21 protein-coding genes are annotated in these 26428 nt (G+C 67.5%); 15 read left to right on the top strand and 6 right to left on the bottom strand.

The features are described 5' to 3' along the window. Positions 1 to 12: 12 nt before the first annotated feature. Genes tssA through tagF form a run of 14 tightly spaced genes read left to right on the top strand, consistent with a single transcriptional unit; the run spans position 13 to position 19715 of the window. The gene (gene tssA, locus AWB72_RS24435; RefSeq protein ID WP_087128789.1) at positions 13 to 1068 is read left to right on the top strand and encodes a type VI secretion system protein TssA; all 1056 of its coding nucleotides are present in this window, start codon (positions 13 to 15) and stop codon (positions 1066 to 1068) included. Positions 1069 to 1100: 32 nt separating this feature from the next. After that, the gene (tssB, locus tag AWB72_RS24430; protein WP_040053541.1) at positions 1101 to 1628 is read left to right on the top strand and encodes a type VI secretion system contractile sheath small subunit; all 528 of its coding nucleotides are present in this window, start codon (positions 1101 to 1103) and stop codon (positions 1626 to 1628) included. Positions 1629 to 1674: 46 nt separating this feature from the next. Next, a complete protein-coding gene (gene tssC, locus AWB72_RS24425; RefSeq protein ID WP_087128788.1) occupies positions 1675 to 3135 on the top strand; it encodes a type VI secretion system contractile sheath large subunit in 1461 nt (486 codons plus the stop codon). A gap of 41 nt (positions 3136 to 3176) precedes the next feature. Further along, positions 3177 to 3698: a type VI secretion system baseplate subunit TssE gene (gene tssE / locus AWB72_RS24420; RefSeq protein WP_040053462.1), complete on the top strand. Its 522-nt coding sequence runs from the start codon at positions 3177 to 3179 to the stop codon at positions 3696 to 3698. After that, positions 3695 to 5590, top strand: coding sequence for a type VI secretion system baseplate subunit TssF (gene tssF / locus AWB72_RS24415; RefSeq protein ID WP_040053461.1), 1896 nt, complete (start codon positions 3695 to 3697; stop codon positions 5588 to 5590). Before tssE ends, tssF begins: the two co-directional genes overlap by 4 nt. Then, the gene (gene tssG / locus AWB72_RS24410; protein ID WP_052450155.1) at positions 5575 to 6621 is read left to right on the top strand and encodes a type VI secretion system baseplate subunit TssG; all 1047 of its coding nucleotides are present in this window, start codon (positions 5575 to 5577) and stop codon (positions 6619 to 6621) included. The genes tssF and tssG overlap by 16 nt, the downstream gene beginning before the upstream one ends. Next, positions 6614 to 9220: a type VI secretion system ATPase TssH gene (tssH, locus tag AWB72_RS24405; RefSeq protein WP_040053460.1), complete on the top strand. Its 2607-nt coding sequence runs from the start codon at positions 6614 to 6616 to the stop codon at positions 9218 to 9220. The genes tssG and tssH overlap by 8 nt, the downstream gene beginning before the upstream one ends. Before the next feature lie 10 nt (positions 9221 to 9230). Further along, on the top strand, positions 9231 to 9620 hold the full coding sequence (locus AWB72_RS24400) for a DUF4280 domain-containing protein (RefSeq protein ID WP_040053459.1): 390 nt from the start codon (positions 9231 to 9233) through the stop codon (positions 9618 to 9620). 16 nt (positions 9621 to 9636) lie between these two features. Continuing rightward, positions 9637 to 11643 carry a type VI secretion system Vgr family protein gene (locus tag AWB72_RS24395; protein WP_040053458.1) on the top strand — a complete coding sequence of 669 codons (2007 nt, stop codon included), beginning with the start codon at positions 9637 to 9639 and terminating at the stop codon, positions 11641 to 11643. Positions 11644 to 11663: 20 nt separating this feature from the next. Beyond that, positions 11664 to 12983, top strand: a complete 1320-nt coding sequence (tagH, locus tag AWB72_RS24390; protein ID WP_040053457.1) for a type VI secretion system-associated FHA domain protein TagH — start codon at positions 11664 to 11666, stop codon at positions 12981 to 12983. Positions 12984 to 13002: 19 nt separating this feature from the next. Beyond that, the gene (gene tssK / locus AWB72_RS24385; RefSeq protein ID WP_087128798.1) at positions 13003 to 14343 is read left to right on the top strand and encodes a type VI secretion system baseplate subunit TssK; all 1341 of its coding nucleotides are present in this window, start codon (positions 13003 to 13005) and stop codon (positions 14341 to 14343) included. Further along, positions 14340 to 15677, top strand: a complete 1338-nt coding sequence (locus tag AWB72_RS24380) for a DotU family type VI secretion system protein (RefSeq protein WP_167550979.1) — start codon at positions 14340 to 14342, stop codon at positions 15675 to 15677. The genes tssK and AWB72_RS24380 overlap by 4 nt, the downstream gene beginning before the upstream one ends. Positions 15678 to 15711: 34 nt before the next feature. Continuing rightward, positions 15712 to 19122: a type VI secretion system membrane subunit TssM gene (tssM, locus tag AWB72_RS24375; protein ID WP_244285733.1), complete on the top strand. Its 3411-nt coding sequence runs from the start codon at positions 15712 to 15714 to the stop codon at positions 19120 to 19122. Continuing rightward, entirely contained in the window at positions 19122 to 19715 is a 594-nt protein-coding gene (gene tagF, locus AWB72_RS24370) for a type VI secretion system-associated protein TagF (protein WP_052450154.1), read from the top strand. Before tssM ends, tagF begins: the two co-directional genes overlap by 1 nt. Here the strand turns inward: tagF and AWB72_RS24365 are convergent. The 6 genes from AWB72_RS24365 to AWB72_RS29720 all read right to left on the bottom strand — a co-directional run bounded on the left by AWB72_RS24365 (position 19712) and on the right by AWB72_RS29720 (position 25626). Beyond that, the gene (locus tag AWB72_RS24365) at positions 19712 to 20533 is read right to left on the bottom strand and encodes a PP2C family protein-serine/threonine phosphatase (protein WP_052450153.1); all 822 of its coding nucleotides are present in this window, start codon (positions 20531 to 20533) and stop codon (positions 19712 to 19714) included. The genes tagF and AWB72_RS24365 overlap by 4 nt on opposite strands. A 56-nt stretch (positions 20534 to 20589) precedes the next feature. After that, positions 20590 to 21975: a serine/threonine-protein kinase gene (locus AWB72_RS24360; RefSeq protein ID WP_208863183.1), complete on the bottom strand. Its 1386-nt coding sequence runs from the start codon at positions 21973 to 21975 to the stop codon at positions 20590 to 20592. A gap of 1 nt (position 21976) precedes the next feature. Next, entirely contained in the window at positions 21977 to 22855 is an 879-nt protein-coding gene (locus tag AWB72_RS24355; protein ID WP_040053454.1) for a Tll0287-like domain-containing protein, read from the bottom strand. Continuing rightward, a complete protein-coding gene (locus AWB72_RS24350) occupies positions 22852 to 23754 on the bottom strand; it encodes a FecR domain-containing protein (RefSeq protein WP_040053453.1) in 903 nt (300 codons plus the stop codon). Before AWB72_RS24350 ends, AWB72_RS24355 begins: the two co-directional genes overlap by 4 nt. A gap of 149 nt (positions 23755 to 23903) precedes the next feature. Continuing rightward, positions 23904 to 25439 carry a hypothetical protein gene (locus AWB72_RS24345; RefSeq protein WP_040053452.1) on the bottom strand — a complete coding sequence of 512 codons (1536 nt, stop codon included), beginning with the start codon at positions 25437 to 25439 and terminating at the stop codon, positions 23904 to 23906. A 52-nt stretch (positions 25440 to 25491) separates the two neighbouring features. Continuing rightward, a complete protein-coding gene (locus AWB72_RS29720) occupies positions 25492 to 25626 on the bottom strand; it encodes a hypothetical protein (RefSeq protein ID WP_280174599.1) in 135 nt (44 codons plus the stop codon). 326 nt (positions 25627 to 25952) lie between these two features. Between AWB72_RS29720 and AWB72_RS24340 the strand changes: the two genes are divergently transcribed. After that, entirely contained in the window at positions 25953 to 26420 is a 468-nt protein-coding gene (locus tag AWB72_RS24340) for a ribonuclease (RefSeq protein ID WP_040053451.1), read from the top strand. Positions 26421 to 26428 lie beyond the last annotated feature (8 nt).

Raw genomic sequence — 26428 nt, 5'->3', positions numbered from 1 at the left:
ACGGACCTCACCATGAATCGCGCAGATATCGCAGGCTGGCTCACCGACCTCACGCCGGATCTTCCGTGCGGCGAGGACGAAGAGTACAGCGCGGATTTTCGGTCGCTGGAAGAGGCGATCGCCGGCAAGCCCGACGCCCAGTACGGCGGCACCGTGATCGCCGCCACGCCGCCCGACTGGACGCTCGCCCACGCGCTTTCGACGACCCTGCTCGGACGCACGCGCGATCTTCGCGTGGCGGTGCATTACACGCGTTCGAGCACGGTTCGCGAGGGCTTCGCAGGACTCGCGCGCGGCCTCGCGCTGATCGAAGGGCTGCTCGATCGGCACTGGGGCGGCGTGCATCCGCAACTCGACGCCAGCGACGGCGACGATCCGACCGCGCGGGTCAACGCGCTCTCGGCGCTCATCGACGACGCGGGTCTCGTGGGCGACCTGCGCGATGTGCCCTTCGTCGCGCCGCGCGGCCAGCGTGGTTTCGCACTGCGCGAGCTCGATGTGATGTCGGGCGAAGCGCCGCTTGCCGATGGCGACGAGATGCCGACGCTCGCGGCCATCGATGCGGCGTTCGCGCAGGCAGGCATCGGCGAAGCGCGGGCGATGGACGAGGCGCTCGCGTCGGCGAGGGCATCGCTCGCGAATATCGAGAGCAGGCTGACCGCTCGCGTGGGGCCGTCGCGCGCGCTCGATTTCGGCGCGCTCGCCAGGCCGCTCGCGCGTATCGGCGAGTTCGTCGCGGCGCGGGTCGGCGTGCTGGAACCGGCTACGGGGGGAAGGAGCAGTGCGACGGAGACCGGCAGCAGTGAAGAGGGCGCGGGTTTCGGTCCGGCGACGCATCGCGCCGCCGCGGCCGGACCCGCCACGCCCCGGCGAATCGCGAGTGCGCGCGACGTGAGCGACGCGCTCGACGCGATCTGCGCGTACTACGCCGAATGCGAACCGTCGAGCCCGTTGCCGGTGCTGCTGCAACGCGCGCGGAGACTGGTCGGCAAGAGCTTCATCGAAATCATCGAGGACGTCGCGCCGGATGGCGCACATCAATTCAGGCATCTGGGCGGGGTCGTCTGACGGTCCCGAACACAAGCAAAGGAATGGACATCATGGCCAAGGAAAGCAGTCAGAAATTCATCGCGCGCAATCGTGCGCCGCGCGTGCAGATCGAATACGACGTCGAAGTTTATGGCTCGGAAAAGAAGGTCAACTTGCCCTTCGTGATGGGCGTGCTCGCGGACCTCTCGGGAGAGCCCTCCGAGCCGCTCGCGCCTGCCGCCGAGCGGAAGTTTCTCGAGATCGACGTCGACAACTTCGACGAACGCCTCAAGTCGATGAAGCCGCGCGTCGCGGTGCAGGTGCCGAACACGCTGACGGGCGAAGGCAACGTCGCGGTCGATCTCACCTTCGAGAGCATGGACGACTTCACGCCCGCCGCGATCGCCCGCAAAGTCGAACCGCTGCGGCAACTGCTGGAAGCGCGCACGCAACTGGCCAACCTCATGACCTACATGGACGGCAAGACCGGCGCCGAAGCGCTGATCGCGCGCCTGCTCGAAGAGCCCGCGCTGATGAAGGCGCTCGCCGCCCAGCCGCGTCCGAACGACGACGCCGGCCAACCCAACACCGGAGCATGACGCGATGAACGACCTCAGCATCCAGCCACAGCGCAGCTCCGCCGTCATGGACGCGGCGCCCGAACTCGACGACTTCTCCACGCTGCTGCAAAAGGAATTCAAGCCGAAGTCCGATCATGCCCGCGACGCCGTGGAGAACGCGGTGCGCACGCTCGCCGAGCAGGCATTGCGCGACACCGGCGTGATTTCCGGCGATGTCCTCGCGACCATCGAGGCGCTCATCGCGCAGATCGACCGGACGCTCACCGGGCAGATCAACCTGATCCTGCATAGCGAGCCGTTCCAGAAAGTCGAAAGCGCATGGCGCGGCCTGCATTACCTCGTGAACAACACGGAGACCGACGAGTCGCTCAAGATCCGCGTGCTGAACATCTCCAAGCCGGAGCTGCACAAGACGCTGAAGAAGTATCGCGGGGTCGCGTGGGATCAAAGCCCGCTCTTCAAGAAGCTCTACGAGGAGGAGTACGGCCAGTTCGGCGGCGAGCCTTACGGCGCGCTCGTCGCGGATTACTACTTCGATCACAGCGGCCCGGATGTGGACCTGCTCACGCAGATCGCGAAGATCGCGGCGGCGGCGCATGCGCCTTTCATCGCGGGCGCGGACCCTGCCGCGCTTCTGATGGAATCGTGGCAGGAACTCGCGAATCCGCGCGATCTCACCAAGATCTTTCAGACGCCCGAACACGCCGCGTGGCGCTCGCTGCGCGATTCGGAAGACTCGCGCTACATCGGTCTCGCGATGCCGCGCTTTCTCGCGCGTGCGCCCTACGGCGCGAAGTCCGATCCGGTCGAAGCGTTCGATTTCGAGGAAGACACGGCGGGCGCGAACAGCAGCAAGTACGCGTGGGCGAACGCATCGTATGCAATGGCGGCGAACATCACGCGCTCGTTCAAGACGTTCGGCTGGTGCTCGCGCATTCGCGGCGTCGAGTCGGGCGGCGCGGTCGAAGGATTGCCCGTCCATGCGTTCCCGACGGACGACGGCGGCGTCGACATGAAATGCCCGACCGAGATCGCGATCAGCGACCGGCGCGAGGCCGAACTGGCCAGGAACGGCTTCATGCCGCTCGTGCACAAGAAGAACTCGGACTTCGCGGCTTTCATCGGCGCGCAATCGCTGCACAAGCCGGCCGAATACGAAGACCCTGACGCCACCGCCAACGCGAATCTCGCCGCGCGGCTGCCGTATCTGTTCGCGTGCTGCCGCTTCGCGCACTACCTGAAGTGCATCGTGCGCGACAAGCTCGGCTCGTTCAAGGAACGCGACGACATGGAGCGCTGGCTGCAGAACTGGATTCTTCAATACGTCGATGGCGATCCCACGCATTCCTCCGACGACACCAAGGCGCGCAAGCCGCTCGCCGATGCACAGGTCATCGTGGAAGAAGTGGCGGGCAATCCGGGCTACTACACGTCGAAGTTCTTCCTGCGTCCGCATTACCAGTTGGAAGGTCTGACGGTATCGCTGCGGCTCGTGTCGAAGCTGCCGACGGCGAAGGCCGCGTGATCCGCCTGAAGTCCGTCCATTCCGCGTAAAAGGAGCCGTCCATGTCCGAACCTTCCGCCCGCGACCGCCTGCAGCCTTCGTTGCTGGACCGCCTGACCGACTTCGAACCGCATGCGCGTCATGAATCCCGCGAGCATCGCGTGATCTCGGCGCGTGCGCTGCGCCAGAGCGTGCAACGCGATATCGGCTGGCTGCTCAACGCGAGCGGTCTCGGGAATGGAACGGACGCGGCGAACCTGCCGCATGTGGCGACGTCGGTGCTCAACTACGGCCTGCCGGATCTCGCGGGCCGCGACGTCGCCGCGCTCGCATCGGGTGCGCTGGAGCGCCTGATCCGGGATGCGCTGTGGGCATTCGAGCCGCGTCTCGCGCGCGAATCGGTGCGCGTGACCGCGATCGACGACGCGAAAGGCGCACGCGGCGGCCACGTGATCCGCTTCGAGATCGAGGCGGACATGTGGTCGCAGCCGTATCCCGAACGCCTGTTCCTGCGCACGGAACTGGATCTCGAAGCGGGCGAGGCGCGCGTCTCCGATGCATCGGCGATGGAGCAGTCAGCATGAATCCCGCCTTCCTCAAGTACTACAGCCAGGAGCTTCAGCACGTCCGCGAGATGGGCGGCGAATTCGCCGCCGCGTTTCCGAAGATTGCCGGACGGCTCGCGCTCGATGGTCTCGAATGCGCGGACCCGTATGTCGAGCGGCTCTTGGAAGGCTTCGGCTTTCTCGCGGCGCGCGTGCAGATGAAGCTCGATGCCGAGTTTCCGCGCTTCACGCAGCATTTGCTGGAACTGGCGTATCCGCACTATCTCGCGCCGACGCCGTCGATGGCCGTCGTGCAGCTTCAGGCCGATCACGCGAACCCGCAACTCGCATCGAGCGCCGATGGCATCGTCGTGCCGCGTCATACCGCGCTGCGCGGCATGCTCGACAAGTCCGCGTCCACGCGCTGCGAATTTCGCACGGCGCATGCGGTCACGCTGTGGCCCATCGAGATCGCGCAGGCGAAGTTCTTCACGCATGCGGGCGCGCTCGGTGCGCAATCGCCGGCGTTGCCCGCGAACGTCAAGGCGGGCTTGCGCCTGCGTCTGCGCGCGACCGGCTCGCTCGGCTTCGACCGGCTCTCGCTCGACACGCTCGCGCTCTATCTGCGCGGTCCTGATGGCCTGCCGTCGAAGCTGCATGAACGTTTGCTCGGGCGTTGCGTCGGTGTGGCGGTGATGCAGCCGGGGAATGGCACGAGTGCGTCAACCACCGTCGCCGTGTTGCCGAAGACCGCGCTGCGGCCGCTCGGTTTCGCCGAAGACGAGGCGCTCTTGCCGGTCGGCCGGCAATCCTTCGATGGCTACCGGCTGCTGCAGGAGTATTTCGCGTTCGCGCCGCGCTTCATGTTCGTCGAACTGAACGGCTTGCGCGATGCGTTGCGTCAGTGCCGCGGGCGGGAAGCGGAGATCGTGATCCTGCTCGATCAGGCCGATGCATCGCTCGAACGCAGCGTCGATGCATCGAACTTCGCGCTCGACTGCACGCCCGCCGTCAACCTGTTTCCCCGCCGCACCGACCGCGTCGCGCTGTCGGAGACGGAGTTCGAATATCACGTCGTCGTCGACCGCACGCGTCCGATGGACTACGAAATCCATCAGATCGACGAAGTCACCGGCTACGGCGCGGGGGCCGACGCGCAGAAGCAGTATCGGCCGTTCCACTGCGCGAAGGACCTCGACAGGCCGGGCGAAGGCGGCGCGTTCTATCAACTGCGGCGCGAGTCGCGGCGCGCGTCGGTGCGACAGCAGCAGAACGGCGCGCGCAGCAGCTACCTCGGCAGCGAAGCGTTCATCGCGCTGGTCGATGCCGCTAGCGCGCCCGAGCGCGGCGACGTGCGTCAGCTCGGCATCAGCGCGTGGTGCACGAACCGCGACCTGCCGCTGTCGATGCCCGTCGGCGCGGGATCGACCGACTTCACGCTGGAGACGGAAGCGCCCGTCACCGCCGTGCGCTGCGTCGCGGGCCCGAGCCGGCCGCTGCCTTCGTTCGCGGAAGGACCGGCGGCGTGGCGGCTGCTCGATCATCTTTCGCTCAACTACGCGTCGCTCGTCGATGCGAACGAGCACGAAGGCGCACGCGCGCTGCGCGAACTGCTCGCGCTCTACTGTCCCGCCGACGATGCCGCCGCGCATCGGCAGGTGGAAGGGCTGCGCTCGGTGTCGTGCGCGCCGGTCGTGCGGCGGCTGCCGTCGCCGGGACCGATCGTCTACGGGCGCGGTCTCGCGATCGCGCTGCATTTCGACGACGCCGCGTTCGAAGGCGCGAGCGCCTTCCTGCTCGGCGCGGTGCTCGCGCGGTTCTTCGCGCAGTACGTGTCGATCAATTCGTTCACCGAGACCGCCGTCGCGACGCTCGCGCGCGGCCCGATCATGCAGTGGCCAGCGAGGACAGGACGATGCGCGACGCTCTGACCATCGACGGCGTGCTCGCGCGCGAGGCCCGCCGCTTCGACTTCTTTCAGGCGCTGCGGCTGATCGAGCAGGCGCATGGCGAGCGTCCGCGTCTCGGCCGGTCGCTCTCCGCGCGCGACGACGCCGTGCGGCTCTCGCAAGACCCTGAACTGATCTTTCATCCGACGACGCTCGGCGACTATGTGCCGGGCGAGGAGGGCAAGCCCGGCCGGCTCGCGGTGAATTTTCTCGGCCTGCTCGGACCGAACGGCCCGCTGCCGACGCATCTGACCGCGTATGTGCGCGAGCGCATGCGCAACGCGAACGATCCGACGCTCGCCCGCTTTCTCGACGTGTTCCATCACCGGATGCTGTCGCTGTTCTATCGCGCGTGGGCGGATGCGCAGCCGGTCGTGAGCGCCGACCGTCCGCACGACGATCGTTTCGCGGGCTACGTCGGCAGTCTCTTCGGTCTGGGCGCGCCCGCGCTCGCCAATCGCGACGCCGTGCCCGATTCCGCCAAACGTCATTTCGCGGGCGTGCTCGCCGCGCCGACGCGCCATGCCGACGGACTGCGGCTGATTCTCGCGCGCTTTTTCGGCGTGAACGTGCGTATCGAACCGTGGCGCGGCCACTGGATCACGCTGCCGGAAGACGCACGCACATGCCTCGGCGGCGCGCGGCTCGGCGTATCGACGGTCGTCGGCACGCGGGTCTGGGACTGCCAGCACAAGTTTCGCATCGTGATCGGGCCGCTCGGTTATGCCGATTTCCTGCGCTTTCTGCCGGGCGGCGCGAGCCTCGCGAAGCTCGCCGACTGGGTCCGCAACTACGTGCGCGATCCGCTCGACTGGGACGTGGCGCTGCATCTCACGCGCGAGGAAGTGCCGCCGCTGCGTCTGAAAGCGAACGCGAAAAGCGGCGCGCGACTCGGCTGGAACACGTGGCTCACGAGCGGCGCGCCGGTCCATGACAACCATCGGGTCGTGATCGCCGGGCAGGCGAAAACGGGCCAGAAGCCAACCCCAGGCAAGGAGATTCATCATGACTGAAATCAGCCGCATGGCGCTGTTCGGCAAGCTCGACGCGCTTGCCTATCGTGCGATGGAAAACGGCGCCGCGTTCTGCAAGCTGCGCGGCAATCCGTATGTCGAACTGGCGCACTGGATGCATCAGATCCTGCTCGCGGCGGATTCGGATGTGCGCCGCCTCGTGCGGCATTTCGAACTGGACGAAGCCGCGCTCCAACGCGATCTCACCGTCGCGCTCGATCGCCTGCCGCGCGGCGCGACATCCGTTTCCGATATCTCCGCGCAAGTCGATGAAGCCGTCGAGCGCGGCTGGGTCTTCGGCTCGCTGATGTTCAACGCGGCGAAGGTGCGCACGGGACATCTCGTGATCGGCATGTTGCGCACGCCGAATCTGCGCAATGCGCTCTACGCGATGTCCCGCCAGTTCGAGAAAATCAGTTTCGATGCGCTCTCCGCCCGCTTCGACGCGCTGCTCGCCGGCTCGCCGGAAGCGCAGGCTTCGGCAGTTCCCAGCGCCGCCGCCGAGACCGCCGCGCCGCTCGCGCAGAACGATGCGCTCGCCCGCTATACCGTCGATCTCACCGCCGAGGCGCGCGAAGGCAAGCTCGATCCCATCGTCGGGCGCGACATGGAGATTCGCCAGTGCATCGACATTCTCATGCGCCGCCGGCAGAACAACCCGATCCTCACGGGCGAGGCGGGCGTCGGCAAGACGGCGGTGGTGGAAGGCTTCGCGCAGCGCGTCGTCGCGGGGGACGTGCCGCCCGCGTTGGGCGACGCCGTCGTGCGCACGCTCGATGTCAGCCTGCTGCAGGCGGGCGCGAGCGTGAAGGGCGAATTCGAGAACCGCCTGAAGCAGGTTATCGAAGCGGTGCAGGCGTCGGAGAAGCCGGTGATTCTGTTCATCGACGAGGCGCACACGCTCGTCGGCGCGGGCGGCGCGGCGGGCACCGGCGACGCGGCCAACCTGCTCAAGCCCGCGCTCGCACGCGGCACGCTGCGGACCATCGCGGCGACGACGTGGGTGGAATACAAGAAGCACATCGAGCAGGACCCGGCGCTCACGCGGCGCTTTCAGGTGGTGAAGGTGCCGGAGCCGACGGAAGCGGGCGCGATCGCGATGATGCGCGGCCTCGTGCGCAAGATGGAGCGGCATCACGGCGTGCAGGTGCTTGACGAGGCGCTGGAGGCGGCGGTCAAGCTGTCGCATCGCTTCATTCCGGCGCGTCAGCTGCCGGACAAGGCCGTGAGCCTGCTCGACACCGCCTGCGCGCGCGTCGCGGTGAGCCAGCAGGCGCTGCCGCCCGCCCTCGACGATGCGAAGCGGCGCATCGAGACGTGGACGACGGAAAGCGAGATCGTGGCGCGCGAAGCGGCGCTCGGCATCGATACTCAAGAACGCGCCGCCGATGTCGCCGCGCGGCTCGACGCCGAACGCGCGCGCCTCGCCGATCTCACCGCGCACTGGGAAGCGGAGCGCGCGCTCGTCGGCCGCATTCTCGCGGCGCGGCGCGCGATCGAGGAAGGCGGCGAATCCGTCACGCTCGCGGATCTCAAGGCGCTGACCGACGAACTCGCGCAACGCCAGGGCGAAGCGCCGCTGATCCTGCCGGGCGTGGATGCGCACGCGGTCGCATCGGTGGTGCAGGACTGGACCGGCATTCCCGTCGGCCGCATGGTCCGCGACGAAGCCGCGAGCGTGCTCGATCTGGCCGAGACGCTGAATCGGCGCATCGTCGGACAGGATCACGCGATGAAGATGATCGCCCGACGCGTGCAGACCGCGCGCGCCGGTCTCGACGATCCGTGCAAGCCCGTCGGCGTGTTCATGCTGGCGGGCACCTCGGGCGTCGGCAAGACGGAAACCGCGCTCGCGCTCGCCGAGGCGCTCTATGGCGGCGAAGACAACGTCATCACCGTGAACATGAGCGAGTATCAGGAAGCGCATACGGTCTCGCTCCTGAAAGGCGCGCCGCCGGGATATGTGGGCTACGGCGAGGGCGGCGTGCTGACCGAGGCGGTGCGCCGCCGTCCATACAGCGTCGTGCTGCTCGATGAATTCGAGAAGGCGCATCCGGACGTGCACAAGCTCTTCTTCCAGGTCTTCGACAAAGGCCGCATGGAAGACGGCGAAGGCCGCGAGATCGACTTTTCCAACACGCTGATCCTGCTCACGACGAACGTCGGCACCGAACTCATCACGCATCTGTGCGGCGGCAGACATGAAGCGCCTTCACCGGAAGACATCGCGCGGGCGCTGCGCGAACCGCTGCTCGAAGCGTTTGCCCCGGCGCTGCTCGGACGCGTCGCAGTGATCCCGTATTACCCGCTCGACGCAGCGATGCTCGATGCGATCATCCGCCTGCAACTCGCGCGCATCGGGCGGCGCATCGGGGAGCGGCATCGCGTGAGTTTCGAGTACGACGACGCGGTGGTCGGCCAGATCGCGCGGCGCTGCACCGAACTCGCGAGCGGCGGCCGGATGATCGACGCCATTCTGACCAACACCGTGCTGCCGCGCGTGAGCACGGAATTCCTGAGCCGTCTCGTCGATGGCCGCAGCGTGGAAAAAGTCGAAGTCGGCGTGAGCGACGGCGACTTCACCTATTCGTTCGACTGAGGAGCCAGCCATGCCACAACAAGTCGTCATGGGCGCGACGTTGCAATGCTCGTTCGGCGTGACGCCGTCCGCGCTCGTCGTGCTGCCCGTCAACCGCGTGCGCTGCGAAGGATCGATCGCGGCGAACATCATGGATCACGAGCCGCTCGTGAACATCATGCCGTTCGGCATGTGCACGTCGCAGGCGAATCCGGAAGTCGCCGCGGCCACCGCCGCCGCGTTGGGCACGCCGACGCCGATGCCCTGCGTGCCCGCGACGCTGACGCCGTGGGTGCCCGGCGCGGTCACGGTGCTGCTCGGCAACGAGCCGTCGCTCGACAACGTGTCCAGGTGCGTCTGCAACTGGGGCGGCGTGGTGACGGTCGCCGATGCGGCGACGCGCGAAACGCAGATTCCCTGAAACGACGAGGCCGCCGATGATGCTCACCGACACCGATCGCATCGCGCAGGTGACCTGCGCGCTCGGCAAGAACGCGCTCGTGCTCTACCGCATGCGCGGACGCGAGGAACTGGGACGTCTCGCGCAATGGGATCTCGAACTGCTCGCGGAGCGCTCGAATGCCGATATCGCGAAGATGCTCGGCAGCGACTTCTCGCTGTCGCTTGCGATTCCTTCCGGCGGCACGCGCGAGTACAACGGCATCGTCACGGCGTTCGAGCTGGCGCGGCCCGCGAGCACGCAGCCCAATCTCCCGGCGATGTATCGCGCGACGGTGCGCCCCCGCCTGTGGCTGCTCACGCGCGCGTCGCACTGCCGCTTCTTTCACCAGATGACCGTGCCAGCGATCATCTGCAGCGTGCTCGCGGACTATCACATCGACTTCGAGAACAAGTGCTCGGCCGCGTATCCGGGTCTCGAACATTGCGCGCAGTACCGCGAGACGGATTTCGATTTCGTGAGCCGGCTCGCCGAGCGCGAAGGCATTTACTACTACTTCGAGCATCGGGGCGGGAAGCATCGGCTGATCCTCACGGATTCGTCGCACGTGCACGACGCGACGCCGCATTGCAAGGCGCTGCCGTTTCGCGCGCAGACCGCCGCGCCGCACGAACACGAGTGGGTCTACGCGTGGTCCACCGGCGGCGAAGTGGCGACGGGCATCGTCGAGATCAACGACTATGACTTCGAGAAGCCGTCGCAATCGGCGCAGCAAGGGCTCGTCGCGCGCGCGCATCGCGTGAAGCGTTTCGATGAAGCGGTCTACGCCATGCAGGAGCACGCGCCGGGCTACACGCGCCACGAAGACGCCGAGCGTCTTGCGCGCGCGCATGTCGAGGCGCATCAGGCGGCCAATGTCTTCGTGAACGCACGCACGACCGCGCGCGCCATCTGGCCGGGCGGCATCGTCCAGTTGAGCGATCATCCGCTCGCGCAGCACCACGGCGAATATCTCGTCGTGTCGGCTGAATACGAAATCAATTCGGATACCTATATTTCGTCTTTGGATGCGCGCGCGAGACCGTCCGTTTTCGATTGCGCTTTCACGGCGCTGCCGCGCGACGCCGGGTTTCGCTCCGCGCGCACCACGCCGCGTGCGAGTGTCGCGGGGCCGCAGACGGCGATCGTCGTCGGACCAAAGGGCGAAGAGATTCATACCGACAAATACGGCCGCATCAAGGTGCAGTTTCATTGGGAACAGCTCGCGCCCGATGCGTCGCGCGAGTCGTTGCAGCGCTGCTGGGTGCGCGTCGCGCAGCCGTGGGCGGGCAAGGGCTACGGCGCGTTCTTTCTGCCGCGCATCGGACAGGAAGTGCTCGTGCATTTCATCGAAGGCGACCCGGACCAGCCGCTCGTGATCGGCAGCGTCTACAACGCGGCGCAGACCGTGCCTTACGAACTGCCCGCGAAGATGGCGCGGACCACGATCAAGAGCAATTCGACGAAAGGCGGCAACGGCTTCAACGAAATGCGTTTCGACGATACGAAGAATGCCGAGCAGTTGTTCTTTCACGCCGAGCGCGATCTCGAAACCTGGGTCAAGCACGACGCGCTCACGCGGATCGGCAACGAGCGGCATGTGATCGTCGAGCAGGACGACTTCGCGCGCTGCGGCGGAAATCGCAGCGACGCGGTGCAGGGCAGCCAGCGCACGCACATCGGCGGCAAATTTTCCCTGGATGTCGGCGGCGATACGCAACACAAAAGCGGGGCGAATATTTTGGTGGGGGCGGGTGTTAACGTCGATGTGAAGGGCGGGGCCAACGTCACCATCGAGGCCGGCGCGACGCTCACGCTCAAGGCGGGCGGCAACACCATCGTGCTCGGACCGTCCGGTATCGCGATCAGCGCGGCCGGGCCGGTGTCGATCGACGGCGTGGTCGTGCAGATCAATTGCGGCGGTGCAGGCGGCGGGGCGGGGGCGGCGAGCGCGTCGCCCGATGCACCCGATGCGCCGCGCCAGGCCGACGACGGTTCCAGATGAACGGACACGAAGGAGACTCCATGTACCTCACGCTCACGGTGGAGAGCTATCAGGGCAGCGCGCCGGATGCGCCGCTCGCGAGCCGGTTCGGCACGGCGGGCGGCACCATCGGGCGCGGCCCCGGCAACGCGATGGTGCTGCCGGATGCGGCGAAGACCGTGTCGCGCGTGCATGCGCGGATCGACTGGACCGAGGACGGCTGGCGGCTCGCGGATCTCGGCAGCAATCCGAGCCGCGTCGGAGGACGTCCGCTCGCAGTCGGCCAGAGCGCGCCGCTCGCGAACGGCGACGTGCTGGAGATCGGCGGCTACCGGCTCGGCGTGCGAATGATGACGCGCGCGCCCGCCGAAGCCTTCGATGCGCCGCTCGGCGTGCACGACCAGCGCGGCTTCGATCCTTTGAACGCGGCAAGCGAAGAAGGCGTTGCCGCAGCGCTCGCGCACGATCCGCTCGCCTGTGCGGCGGTGCTGGCCGATTCGCCGCTGCCCGGCCCGCGCTTCGATCCGCTCGCCGTGGCCTCCGGCTGCGCGGATGATGCGCCGCATCGGCTGGACGGCCACGCGGCGTTCGCCGGATCGCGGAGCGATCACGTGCCGCCCGAGCAGGTCGCCTACGTGCCGTCCGTCCGTACGGCGGCGCATGCGCCCGCAGGCGGCATTCCGCACGACTACGATCCGCTGGGTGACATCGCTTTCGCGCCTTGCACGAGCGCCGCCGCGAACGACGCCATCGCCGAATCGGCCTATGCGGCGCTGCTCGACGGCATGGGCGTCGATGCCGCCGCGCTCGGCACCCGCGATGCCGCCGAGGTCGCGCGTCTCGCGGGCGGAATGCTGCGCACGGCGGTGCGCGGCGTGGTGGACGTGCTGCTGTCGCGCTCGGCTTTGAAGCGCGAGATCAGCCTCGACACCACGATGCTGGTCCAGCGCGACAACAATCCGCTCAAGTTCTTTCCCGACGGCGACGGCGCGCTTGCGCAAATGCTGCGCGGCGCGAGCGCAGGCTATCTGCCCGCGCAGACCGCGCTGGAGGGCGCCTTCGACGACATCCGCCGTCACGAACTCGCGGTCCTCGCGGGCACGCGCGCGGCGATGCAGCATCTGCTCGGCCGCTTCGATCCGCAGACGATAGCGGCATCCAGCACACAACGCGGCTGGCTCCACTGGCTACCCGCGTGCCGCAAGGCGCGTCAGTGGGATCGTCTCGTCGCGCTGCACGCCGAACTGACGCGCGCGAGCGCCGACGATCTCCAGGCGCTATCCGGCAGCGCCTTCAACGACGCATACGAGCGGCAGGCGAGCGGTTTCGCCGATGCGAAGCCGCTCGCTTCTTCAATCTGAATTGACGCGCGAGGCGACGATGTCCAGGAACAACAAGGTGATCTGGTCCGAAGGCATGCTGCTTCAGCCGCAGCACTTGCAGCAGCACGACCGCTACGTGCGCGCGCAGATCGACGCGCGCTGCGCCGCGCTGCGGCCCTATGCATACGGCTTCTCGGAACTGGAGATCGATGTCGAGCAACTGAAGCTCGGCCGCATCGCGCTCAATGCGTGCGCGGGCGTGCTGCCCGACGGCAGTCCGTTTCGCCTTCCCGCCGACGACGAGCTTCCGCTGCCGCTCGCCGTGCCCGAGGACGCGCGCGATCTGACCGTCGTGCTCGCGCTGCCCGTCGCGCGTCACGGCGCGCCCGAGGCCGCGTATGCGGCGCACGCCGGTCACGATGGCTTCGCGCGGCATCGTATCGCGGAAACGGAAGTGCTCGACAGCAACGAGGGCGCGACCGGCGCCGCGCTCGTGCAGGTCGGCAAGCTGCAACTGCGCCTTGCGTTCGAAGCGGACGTGGCGCACGCGCATACGTCGCTCGGGATCGCGCGCATCGTGGAGCGTCGCGCGGACAACAGCATCGTGCTCGATGCGGCCTACGCGCCGCCGTGCCTCGACTATCGCGTGTCGCGCCGGCTCAGCGGATTCGTCGACGAACTCACGGGACTCATGCACCAGCGCGCCGATGCGCTCGCCGCGCGCCTCGCCCAGCCCGCCGCGACCGGCGCAGCCGAAATCGCCGACTTCCTGCTGCTTCAGGTGCTCAACCGGGCAGAGCCGTTGTTCGCGGGCATTGCATCGACGACGGGTTTGCATCCGCACGACCTGCATCAGCACGCGCTGCAACTGGCGGGCGAACTTGCCACCTTCAGCCAGTCCGGGAAGCGTCCCGGTGCGTTTCCGGCGTATCGCCACGAGCGGCTCGACGAGACGTTCACGCCGCTCGTCAACGCGCTGCGCGCCGCGCTCGCCGCCGTGATGGACCCGCATGTGGTGCCCATCGCGCTGGAGGAGCGCAAGTACGGGCTGCGCGTGGCGATCGTGCCGGACCGCGAACTGTTCCGCTCGGCGAGCTTCGTGCTCGCGGTCAAGGCCGATCTCGCACCCGCCGCGCTCCTCAACGGCTTTCCGCAGCAGGCGAAGCTCGGGCCGGTCGAGCGCATCCGCGATCTCGTCAACCTGCAGTTGCCGGGCATCGCGCTGCGTGCGTTGCCGGTCGCGCCGCGTCAGTTGCCGTTCCATGCCGGCTTCACTTATTTCGAACTGGAGCGCGGTGGCGATCTGTGGCGGCAGTTTGCGACCTCGGCGGGCGTGGCGCTGCATGTGGCGGGGGATTTTCCCGGCATCGAGTTCGAATTCTGGGCGATCCGCCCATGAATCCCCGGCTCCATTCGACGAAGGAACGCAACGTGAATGCATCGACCTTTCCGCAGGCCGGCTTCGACCCGGACGACACCATCCTGATTCCGCAACCGGGCGGACGCGTCGCGGCGCGCGCACCCGTTGATGACGCGCCGCGCGCGCCGTTCCTTTCGATCGCGAGTGGCCTGAACCCGCTCGTGCGCGCGGCGAATCCGCTCATCGAGCTTGCGCTGCCGCTGCGCCAGCGGGCCGCGATGACCGATATCGAAGGGCTGCGCGGCGAACTCGTGCGCATGGTGCGCGCGTTCGAGCAGGAAGCCCGCGCGAGCGGCGCCGACACCGAAAAGCTCGCGGCGGCGCGCTATTGCTTGTGCACGTTCATCGACGAGGCGATCGCGGGCACGCCGTGGGGCAGCGGCGTGTGGGCGAGCCGCAGCCTGCTCGTGACTTTTCACAACGAAGCGTCGGGCGGCGAGCGCTTCTTTCTGATCCTGCAACGCCTCGCGCAAGATCCGGCGCGCAACGTCGACGTGCTGGAACTGCTCTACGTGATCCTGTCGCTGGGTTTCGAAGGACGCTATCGCCTGATCGATGGTGGCCGCAGTCAGCTCGAATCCGCGCGCGAGCGGCTCGAACGCATGATCCGCGACCAGCGCGGCGCTTTCGAGACCGAGCTTTCGGTGCACTGGCGGCCCGCCGAACGCGCGCGACGGCCGCTCGGGCAGCGCATGCCGCCGTGGGTGTGCGCCGCGCTCGCGGGCGTCGTGCTGGTGGCGACGCACATCGCGCTTGCGATGAGCCTGAACCGCACGTCGGACCCCGTGTTCGACGCGCTCAACCGCATTCGCGTGAGCGCGCGGCCCGCCGCGCCGCCGAGCGTGATCGCGCCTGCCGCGATGCCCGCCGCCGCCGCGACGCTCGCGACCTTCCTCGCGCCCGAGATTCGCCGAGGTCTGGTTTCGGTGCGCGAGGCGGCGGACCGCTCCATCGTCACGATCAATGGCGACAACCTGTTCGCCTCCGCCAGCGCGACGCTCGATCCCGCCTACGACGCGCTGATCGGGCGCATCGCGGACGCGCTCAAGAGCGTGCCCGGCAAGGTCGTGGTGACGGGCCATACCGACGATCAGCGGCTCGTGTCCGCGCGCTTCCCGTCGAACTGGCATCTGTCGCAGGCACGTGCGCAGAGCGTGAGCGCGATGCTCGCGTCGCTGACCGGCACGCCTGCGCGCTTTTCCGCCGAAGGGCGCGGCGACGCGGAGCCGCTCGCATCGAACGATACGCCCGCCGGCCGCGCGAAAAACCGCCGCGTGGAGATCACGCTGCTCGCGCCGGGCGCGTCGTCGTGAGTCACTTGTAAAGCACAACAGCACGGAGACATCGATGAAAAAAGTTGCCGAAACGCTCAGGATGCCGAAATGGTTCACGCTGGCGGGCGTGCTCGCGCTGCTCGTCGTCGTTTGGTTCGAAGGGCCGCTTTTCGCGTTCAACGGCCACGCGCCGCTCGAAACGCCGCGCAGCCGCTGGATCGCGATGGCCGCGCTCGTCGCCATGTGGGGAATCGTCTGGGGCGCGCGCCTGATCGCCGCGCGGCTCGTCAATCTGCGCTTCACGAGCGGCATGTCGGGGCAGGGACAGACCGCAGCCGCCGGAAGCGCGGAGCTTGCGATCCTGCGCGAACGTTTCGAACAGGCGCTCGCGATCCTGCGGCAAGCGCGCATGAAAGGCGTCAACGGCCGGCAATGGGTGTATCAGTTGCCGTGGTACATGTTCATCGGCGCGCCGGGGACGGGCAAGAGCACGGCGCTCGCGCATTCCGGCCTGCGCTTTCCCTTGCGCGACAAGCTCGGCGACGAGGCGATCGGCGGTGTCGGCGGCACGCGCCACTGCGACTGGTGGTTCACCGACGACGCCGTGCTCGTCGACACGGCAGGCCGCTTCACGACGCAGGACAGCGACGCGCAGGCCGACGAATCCGCGTGGACGGGCTTTCTGCAACTGCTGCGCAAGTACCGGCCGCGGCGTCCGCTGAACGGCGTCATCGTCACGTTGTCGGCGGCGGATCTCGTGCATGACGACGAAGCCGCGCGCGACGCGCACATCCGCACCATCCGCAGCCGTCTCACGGAACTGAGCGAGCGGCTCGGCGTGCGCTTTCCGGTTTATGTCGTCGTGACGAAATGCGATCTGCTCGCGGGATTCACCGAGTTCTTCGACGATCTCGGCGAAGCGGAGCGCAACCAGGTCTGGGGCATCACGTTCGCGCTCGACGAGTCGCCGGGCGCGGGCGCGGCGCTCGGGGCATTCCCCGCCGAATTCGATGCGCTCGGCACGCGGCTCCAGGCGCGCGTGCTGCATCGCATGCAGCGTGAAACGGACGTCGCGCGGCGCGCGCGCATCTACGGCTTCGCGCAGCAGTTCGCGGGATTGCAGCCGGCGCTCGAACGCTTTCTCGATGGCGCGTTTCGCGGCACGCGCTTCGAGGCGTCGCCGCTCTTGCGCGGCGTGTATTTCACGAGCGGCACGCAGCACGGACGGCCGATCGATCGCGCGATCAGCCGCATCGCGCAATCGCTCGGCTTGCGGCGCGACGCCGCGTATAACCGCGACGCGTCGGGCCGCGCGTATTTCATCAACCGGATGCTGAAGGACGTGGTGATCGCGGAAGCCGGGCTCGTCGGCGCGAACGCACGCTTCGAGCGGTGCAGCGCGTGGCTGCGGCGCGGCGCGCTCGCGTTCGTGGGCGTGACGCTGATGCTCGCGCTCGCGTGCATGGCGGTGAGCTATCAGCGCAATCGCGCGTATGTCGCGGCGTTCGAGCGCGAGACGCAGCATGTCGCGCAACTGGCGCGCGAAGCGAACGCAACCGCCGATCCGCTCGCCGTGCTGCCGCTGCTCGACGCGGCGCGCGCGCTGCCCGGCGGCTACGCGGACGCGGCCAGGCCGGTGCCGTGGCTCACGCGGCTCTGGCTGTATCAGGGCGACAAGCTCGGTCAGGAAGCGCGCGTGACGTATCGGCGTCTGCTGGACCAGACCTTGCTGCCGCTCGCGGTCGGCAAGCTGACGCAGGAATTGCGCGACGGCGGTTCGAATAATGCTTCGGCATCCGAAGCATATCGATACGAAGCGCTGCGCGCCTATCTGATGCTCGGCGACGCACGCCATTTCGAGGCCGCCGCGCTGCGCACGCATCTTGTTCCGGCGCTCGCAGGCAACGCGACTCCGGCGCAACGCAGCGCGCTCGATGCGCATCTCGCCGCGCTCTTCGACAAGACGCATTTCGATCCGTCGCTGCCGCTCGACGACGCGCTCGTCAAGGCGGCGCGCGCGCGGCTGGCGCAGTTGCCGCTGTCGCAGCGCATCGGCAACCGGGTGGACGGCGAACTCACGCAGGCCAATGTCCCGGCGTTCAGCGTGAGCGCCGCCGCCGGTCCCAACGCGCCGCTGCTCTTGCGGCGCACGAGCGGCGCACCCCTCACGGCGGGCGTCGCGGGCGCGTACACCCGCGCGGGCTACGCGCAATACACGCGTTTGCGCGACGCCGCGCTCACCAGCGTCGCGAAAGATGCCTGGGTGCTCGGCAGCGACGATGCCGCGCTCACGCCCGACGGCGTCGCTTCGTTGCGCGCCGCGCTCGACGAGCGCTACTTCGACGCCTATACCCGCGCATGGGACGCTCTGCTCGACGATGTGACCGCCGCGCCCGTCACCGGTCTTGCCGATGGCGCGCGCATCGCGAACGAATTGTCCGCGCCCGATTCGCCGCTCAGGAAGTTCATCGTCGCGGCGGCGCGCGAAACGACGCTCGCGGGGAACGCAACGACGCGCGTCGACGATCATTTCCAGCCGCTGCATCAGCTTGCAGGCAAGCCGGGCGACGCCACGGCGCTCGATCGCGCGCTCGCGCCGCTCAAGGACGCCGCCGTTTATCTCGATGCCGCCGATGCCGCGCGCAGAATGGGCCAGCCCGCGCCCGCCGGCGATGCGCTCGGCAAGCTGCGGCTCGCGAGTCAGACGAGCCCGGCGCCGCTCACGCCGGTCGCCGCGTCGATCGTGACGGCGGGCACGGCGCTCGTCGAAGGCGGCGAGCGCGCCCGGCTGGACGCGCAGTGGAACGCGAACGCCGGTCCGCTTTGCCGCCGCGCGCTCGATGGCCGCTATCCCTTCGTGCGTGCCTCGACGCGCGATGTCGCCGCCGACGACTTCGGCAAGCTGTTCGCGCCGGGCGGCCTGATCGACGATTTCTTCCAGAAGAATCTCGCCGCGCTGGCCGATACGAGCGGACCCGTGTGGCAATGGCGCGCCGGGACGCCGCCAGCGGGCACGCCCCGCGACGCGCTCGCGCAATTCCAGCGCGCCGCGCAGATCCGCGATGCGTTCTTCCACGACGGCAGCCGCGACATGTCCATCCGCTTTCGCGTGAAGGCGCTCTCGTTGGATCCGGCGATCACGCATGTGAATCTGGACATCGACGGGCAGCAGCTTGCGCTCACACAGGACGGCCTTCAGTCGATGCTGCTGCAATGGCCGAGCGGCAAGAACACGGGCCGCGCCAGCGCTCAGTTCGATCCGGCTTCCCCGGCGCAGTCCGCTTCCTTCGACGCGAGCGGTCCGTGGGCGCTGCTGCATCTCATCGACGCGGGCAGGCTCGACGCCACCGCGCAGCCGGACCGCTACAGGCTCACGCTCGATTCGGCAGGACGCAAGGCCGTGCTCGAACTCGATGCGACGAGCGTCGTCAATCCTTTCCGGCGCGCGCCGCTCGAACAGTTCCGCTGTCCGGAGCATCTGTGATGGCGTCGCCGGGCGTCGCCGGATGTTTCGGCAAGCTGCGCTGCAACGGCGACTTCGTGACGCGGCGCTTGCCCGCGCGCTTCGTCGATCCGTGGGACGCGATGTTGCAGGCGGGCCTGCTCGCCGGACGCGCGGCGCGCGGGCGTGCATGGCTCGATGCGTATCTGACCGCGCCGCTCTGGTGCTTCGCGATTGGCGGCGGCGTGCTGGGAGAGAGCGGCTGGGCGGGTGTGCTGATGCCGAGCATCGACAGCGCGGGCCGATACTTTCCCTTGACGATCGCCGCGCCCGTCGAGCCGCACCCTTGGCCTTTCTGGGGCGCGCATGCCGATGCGTGGTTCGGACGTTGCGGAGCGCTCGCGCTCGCGACACTCGACAAACACGCTCGTTTAGTGGATTTCGATGCCGGATTGCTGGCGCTATCGCTGTCGCTTGAGGATGACGCGAACGGCGTTTCGATGCCGTCGCATGCGGCCGCATCGGAAACGAGCGTCTGGTGGCATGGGGAAACGGTGCGCACGAGCGCAGGTTTGCCCGATGCCGCGTTCGTCGCGGCGCTCTTCGATGACCGTGCCGATGACCGTGCTGATTAACCGCCGTCGAAGCACGCGATGACCGCCGTGATGTTGTCCTTGCCGCCTGCATCGAGCGCGAGCGCGATGAGCCGCGCGCATGCGCCGGCGATGTCATGCGGCGTCATCGTTCCGAGCGTCGCTTCGAGCTCGCCGTGCGGCACTTCGCCGTGCAATCCGTCGCTGCACAGCAAGTACCGGTCGCCGGGCAGCCACGCATGCACTTCCACGGCGGGCGCGATGGACGGCAGCGGCCCGAGCGCCTGCAGCAGCATGTTGCGCGGCGGCATATGTTCGACGGCGCCGGACTCCAGCGCCTGCTGATAAAGCGTCTGGTCGCGCGACAACTGCACGAGCGCGCCATCGCGATACCGATACAGCCGGCTGTCGCCGACGTGAAACGAGATCAGCCGCGCCGATCCGGCCGGCTGCCAGATGCCCGTCAGCGTGGTGCCCATCGCGCGATGCATGAGACGCTCGCGCAGGTTCATCGCGTGGAGCGTCGCGTTGGCGTGGTCGATCGCGTCGGCGGCGGCGCGCATCGCGCAGGCAGACGCATCGTGGACGGTGGCGTCGGGATCGTTGGGATCGTCGCAATGACCGGTATGAGCGGCGTCGGCGGCGAGCCGCGTGGCGATGCAGTCGAGCGCGGTCGCGCTGGCGCGCGCACCGAACGCGTGTCCGCCCATGCCGTCCGCCACCGCGACGAGGTTCAGCGCCGGATCGATCAGAAAGCGGTCCTGATTGTCGCGGCGCACGCGCCCGGCATCGGTGAGGCCGAACGCGGTGCACGCGGCAAGCCGGATCGGCGCGCGGCGGATGAGCGTGTCGGGATTCATCGGTCGTGCTCCTTCGGATGCTTATTGCGGTGAGCGTGGTGAGCGTGGTGAGCGTGCTAGAGCCCGACGTCGCGCTGAAAACGCGCGCGGTCGTGTTCGTTGGAGATCGACGCCGCGAGCCGTTCGTGCAGCGCACGCAGGCTGGGCGCGCGCGCGGCCTCGCGTTTCGCGATGATCGTCGCGATCGGGCCGAGATAGACGGCGAGCTTGAGCGCGGCGGCGCGCACGTCATCCGCATCGAGCGACGAAGCAGCCGATGCCGTCGCATGCGTCGCGCCGGCAACCGATCCCTCCGCGAACGCCGCGACGAACTGCGCGCGGCCCTTGTCGGAGGGAACATGCGGCGCGAGCAGCGCGACGAGCGCGGGCAGGTCCGGCGCATCCGCGATGCGCGCCGCCGCGCGCCGCACGAGCAGACGCGCGACCGGCCCGATCTGCGCGGCGAGCCGCGCTTCGACCGACGCGAGCGTGGCGGCGGGCCACATCGTCAGCGACGGCAGCGATTCGCCGCGCCACGAACCCGTTCCCGATGCGAGCGGCGCGCCTGGCGTCACCGTCTGCGCTTCGAGGATCGTGCAGTCGTCCGTGGCCGCGGGCGTGCCGTGCGAGGCATCGGCGAGCGCCTGACGCAGCGCGTCGGCGGTCTGAAAACGTGCGGCGGGACGGCGGGACAGCGCGCGCATCAGCACGTCGTCGATTTCGCGCGGCAGCGCCGGATTGCAGGCGGACGGCAAGCGCGGCGTCTCGTGCATCACTTGCCGCATCACTTCGGCTTGCGACGCGCCCGCGAACGGCCGGCATCCGGTCAGCATCTGGTAAAGCACGATGGCGGCCGAGAACAGGTCGGAGCGCCCGTCGACGGACTCGCCCGTGAACTGCTCCGGCGACATGTAGCAGGGCGTGCCGATCATCGCGCCGGCCAGCGTCAGCGTCGACGATTCCACATGCGCGACACCGAAGTCCGCCACCTTCAGCCGTCCTTGCTCGCTGACGAGCAGGTTCGCGGGCTTGATGTCGCGATGCACGACGCCATGTGCATGCGCGAAGCCGAGCGCGGCGAGCAGTTGTGCGAACCAGTCGAGCGCGGTCGCGAGTTCGAGCGGACGGCCCGCGTCGAGCCAATGCTTGAGCGCGCGTCCGTCGACCAGCTCCATCGCGATGAAGGCGGTGTCGCCGGTTTCGCCATAGTCGTACACGCCGACGATGTTCGGATGCGCGAGCCGTCCCGCCGCCTGCGCTTCGCTACGCAAGCGCGTCATCAGGCTCGCGCGCTCGCCGGTTTCGAACAGCTCGTGACGGACCGTTTTCAACGCGACATGCCGCTCGATATGCGGATCGAACGCGCGATAGACCACGCCCATCGCGCCCGCGCCCAATATCGCTTCGATGCGGTATTTGCCGAGTTCCGTGATGCGCGGCGGGTCCATCGCGGGGGCTTTCACCTCATGCCTCGATCATTTTGAACGCTTCCACGAGGCTCGTCTTCATGCGCGCGAACGACGCCGCGAGCGAAGCGATCTCGTCGCGGCCGCGCTCGGTGAAGTCGGCGCCGTCGAGTTGTCCGAGGCTGGCTTCATCAGCGGCGCGCGAGAGGGCGCGGATGCGCCGCGTGACGAGCAGATGCACCATCGCGTTCAGCGCGATCAACAACAGCACGAACACGGCAAGCAGCGAGCCCAGGAACGTGCGCAGCACCGCGTCGCTGCGCGCGACCGGCAGCGCCATCGGCACCGAAACGAAATCCGCACCGATGACATCGTGCATCGTCCAGTTGAAGCCGTTGTCGGGACCGTATTTGTCGATGAGCGTCTTCGGCGCCCGCGACGGCACGCTGTGACATTCCATGCACGCCGCGTCGTTGATGCGGTTCGGGCGCGCGATGTACAGGTTCTGCCCGGATGGCGTGTCGCGCAGTCCGACGATTTCCTTCAGTTCCGGCTTGTCGTGCAGATGGCGGATGACGTCCGTTTCCCAGTCCGATGGACGGTCGCGCGGATTGGTCGGATTGAGCATCGTCGAGCGATACGAATAGCCCGCGAGGCGCTTTTCCAGCGTCATCAGCGTTTCGACCGCCGAGAACGCCGGCACCGACTGCGGCACGAAGCTGTATTTGAGCTGCGTTTGCAGAAGCGGCGTGACTTGCGTGGCGGTGTAGTTCTGCGCCGCGCTCGCCGCTTCCATGAGCACGCGCGCGTTCTGCACGGTTTCGTCGATGGCCTCGCGACGCAGCAACTCGCGCGCCGCGTACCCCGCCGACACGAAGCCGACGACGAACACCGCGAGAAACACCAGATTGAACTTGACGGCGAGCGACAGTCTCATGACTCCACCTCGGTTGATTGATCCTGCGCGGGCGCGGACACAGGCGCGAGCGCGCGCCGGCGCGGCATGGCGGGCGGCGGGCACAACACGCGCCGCCATTCGGGAAGATCGCGCAAGTTCTGGCGCACCTGGGCGCGAAACGGCGCGCTCTGCGCGAGCGGCCTGAAGCGTGCGACGAAGCCGCGCCGGATGGACAGCGGCGCGACGAGCCAGTCGGCGATATCGGCATAGGTCGCCGGGCGGCCCTGCGCAGGCGCGGCGAGCTTCGCCTTGGCGGGCGTCGCGGCGGGCGCGAGCGGATCGCGAAACGGCAGCGGCATCGCGGCGACGAACGGCGGCGCGGGGCGCGTGCCTACATCGAGCGGCTTGCCGGTCGCGCGTTCGGCGTAATGTTCGCCATCGAGTTGCCGATGCACGTCGGCATGTTCCGGCAGCGCGAGCGTCATGCTGCCCGCTTCGATGAAGAGCGCGGTCATGTCGCGGCTCGCATGCAGCACGGCCGCGCCTTCGCGCAGGCTGATGCCGAGCGCGGGCGTGTCGATCGACACGGAATCAGCCGCGCCCGTATGCGGACGCGCGACCTTGATCCAGCCCGAGAGCAGCGCGAGCGCATCGCCGTGCGGCGCGGAATCGATGGCGATGCGCGTGTCCGCACCGAGCGCGACGATCGTGCCGTCGGCGGCTTCGATTTGCGCGCTGGCGTGCGCGTCGGTGGCGAGAAGATCGCCCGGCTGCAGCGCGATGGGCGCATCGACGTTGAACACGGATGTCGCGCGGATCAGCGTGACGGCGCCTTCGGGCAGCAGCATGGCCTCACCCGCTTGCGCGCCGTGAAGCGCGCACAGACATGCGAGTGCGACGCCGAAGCGAAGGGTATGCAGCAGGGTCCGGGCGTTCATCACGGCGATGCCTCGAAGCGTGAAGGGATTGCGACGAAAACAGCCGAGCGCCGGGTTCTATTCCAGAGTTCTTCTTGGCGCGTCGTGTAACACAAACGCCAACGCCCTCGCATGAGCGAAGGCGTCGGCGGGTTCGTGCGCGAAGGGCTTCAGGCGTTCAAAAAACCGAGCACGGCCTTGCGCACCTTCAGGTCCCACGTCTGCTCTTCCTTGTGGCTCGTGGCGAGCTTGAGCAGGCCTTTGATCATCGCATCCTCGGAATCGAAGGCGAAACCCGCATCGCTCAGATAGTCCGAGCCCCACACCTTGAGACTGTCCACATACTTGCAGCCGGCCGTGAATTGCGCCTGCGTGATGATGCTGTCGTCGTCCTTGAACATCGCGAGGAAATGCATCTTGTCGCCGCAAATGCCCGAGTTCAGCGCGAGCACCGAAAGCGCGGGAATCGGCACCGCATAGCGCTTGAACCAGCTATTGAAGGCGATGGGCCGCGTATGCAGCGCGTCGCGTTGCAGGCGTGCGTCCCAGTAGCCCTTCGCTTGTTCGCAGAACCGCTTGATGCGCTTGATCTCCACGATCTTCCAGATGACCTTCGCGAGCGTTTCCATGATGGACACCACCGCATCGATGATGGTCGATGCGCCTTGGCTCGCGAACTGCAGGCCGAGGCTCGCGCCGCCCTTGACGAGGTCGTATACGCCGGAGCCGATGCTCAGTTTCATCGCACGCCTGATGGCTTCCACGATGGTTCCGGGATGCCCGGCGAGCACTTGCACGTCGCGCCCTAGCACCCATTCGCGATACTTGGTGATGCTGCTGTCGACGGTGTTCGCGATGCCCTTCGCGATATCGAGTCCCGCGCCGATGAAGGGCGCGAGCGTGGCAAGCAGCTTGCCGCACAGGAAATCGACGAGCTTGCGCAAGAGCCCGGGCATGGTGTCGAGCGCGAATCCGCCCGGATCGCTGCGGATGTCGGCGACCTTTTCGCGAATCATGTCCCACAGCTTTTTCGCGCCTTCGCCGACTTTCGCGCGAATGGCCTCGTAGAGCCGTCGCGCCGCGCTGCTCAACGCGGGCAGCGTCAGTGCCGAAGCGGTGAGTTGATTCGATTTCACGAGCGTCGGTTCCTTGCGCTTCGTGATCTTCTTCTGCACCTGTTCGAGCGCGAGCGATGCCGACTTCTGCACGACGCTGTTATCCAGTATTTCCGATGCGCGCGCCGCCGCGACATTGGTTTCCGGAGCGAAGCCGAGACCGACGTTGGTGATATCGAAAGCGCCTTCCAGCAGGACCTGAAATGTGTCGTCTTCCAGTTCGAGATTGCCGAAGAGATACAGCACGCCGAGCCGCGCGTTGATGAGCGCGGGCGTCATGAAGTCCTGCGCACCGGCTGCGGCGTCCGTGTCGCCCTTGCCGCGCAGTTGCTGATCCAGTAGCGTGAAATACTTCGAACCGTTGCGCGAGGCGCTTTTCCAGACATCGCCCGCGCCGGCTGAACGTTGCCAGCGCTCGAACGCCTTCACGAGCGCGTGGAATTGATGAACCGTCCGATTGCGGTGGTACATGAGGATCTGCTGATCCAGGTCCTTCAGCGCCGTGCTGCGCACCTGAAGCAGCGCCGAGGTTCCTCTGAGCCATTCATCGTGCGGAACGATGTCGGGCAACTGGGCGTAAGCGTAGGGCATGAATGGGTCTCCTCGAAAATCCGATGTCGTCATTGAATGTCGGGGAGGCGCGCTAGCACCACGCGATATCGCTCAGCTTCACATAGTGCGTTTCGATCAGGCGTCCGCTGCGACTGCGCAGGTCCACCCGATAGATGCAGCCGAAGCTGAAGTAGCTGTGCTCCAGGACGAAGAGTTCGCGGTGCATGATGCCTCCTGCCGGTCCGATCGTGGCCGCCGTGGGATGTCGCGACCGTCGATAGCAAAACAGCGGGGCGGGAGGATTTGTTCCGCGTGGAAGTGGCGATTTATTTGTGGGGCTAGGGCGGAATAAAGGCGCGGCTGAAGTGTCCGGAGTGCGCGTCGTCGCTTGTATTGATCAGTCGATTGCGACTGCATCACCGAATCGCCAGCGCATCGTGAAGTTCGGACAAGACCTGCGAGCAGCAGTGCTCGAACGTTGATTCAGTGTGACACTAGCGATATGCTTGATTCGTTCGTCGTCGAATAGGGTCAACCGGAGACAACCGATCGATGAAGCGCGCGTGGACTGTGTTGTGCATGTTCGCCTTGAGCGCAGCCCTATGCGGATGCGGCAAGAAAGGATCTCAGGACGCGACCCAGGATTCGGGCGCATCCGCGAGTCAGGCGTCCTCCCAGCCGCAGGCATCGAGCGATGCAGTCGCCGCATCGGGCGCGCTGGTGCGAGGCCCGTTGGCCTCGGTCGGCCAGAAGCAGTTGCCGGACGAAGCGGTGGAAACGCTGCGGCTCATCAAAGCGGGCGGACCCTATCCCTTTAGCGAAGACGGCGTCCTCTTTCGCAACAGCGCAACCTTGCTGCCGCAACACGCTCGCGGCTATTACCACGCATACACGGTGCGCACCCCCGGATCGGCCGATCGCGGGCAACGTCGAATCGTATGCGGCGGCCCGCGCAAGCAGACAGGCGACTGCTATTACACCGACGACTATTACGCGAGTTTCAAACGCATCGCGCAATGAGGGCCGCG

Source organism: Caballeronia concitans (assembly GCF_001544615.1).
Lineage (GTDB): Bacteria > Pseudomonadota > Gammaproteobacteria > Burkholderiales > Burkholderiaceae > Caballeronia > Caballeronia concitans.
The sequence above is the reverse complement of the archived record's forward strand: the minus strand, read 5'-3'. Positions and strand labels throughout refer to the sequence as shown.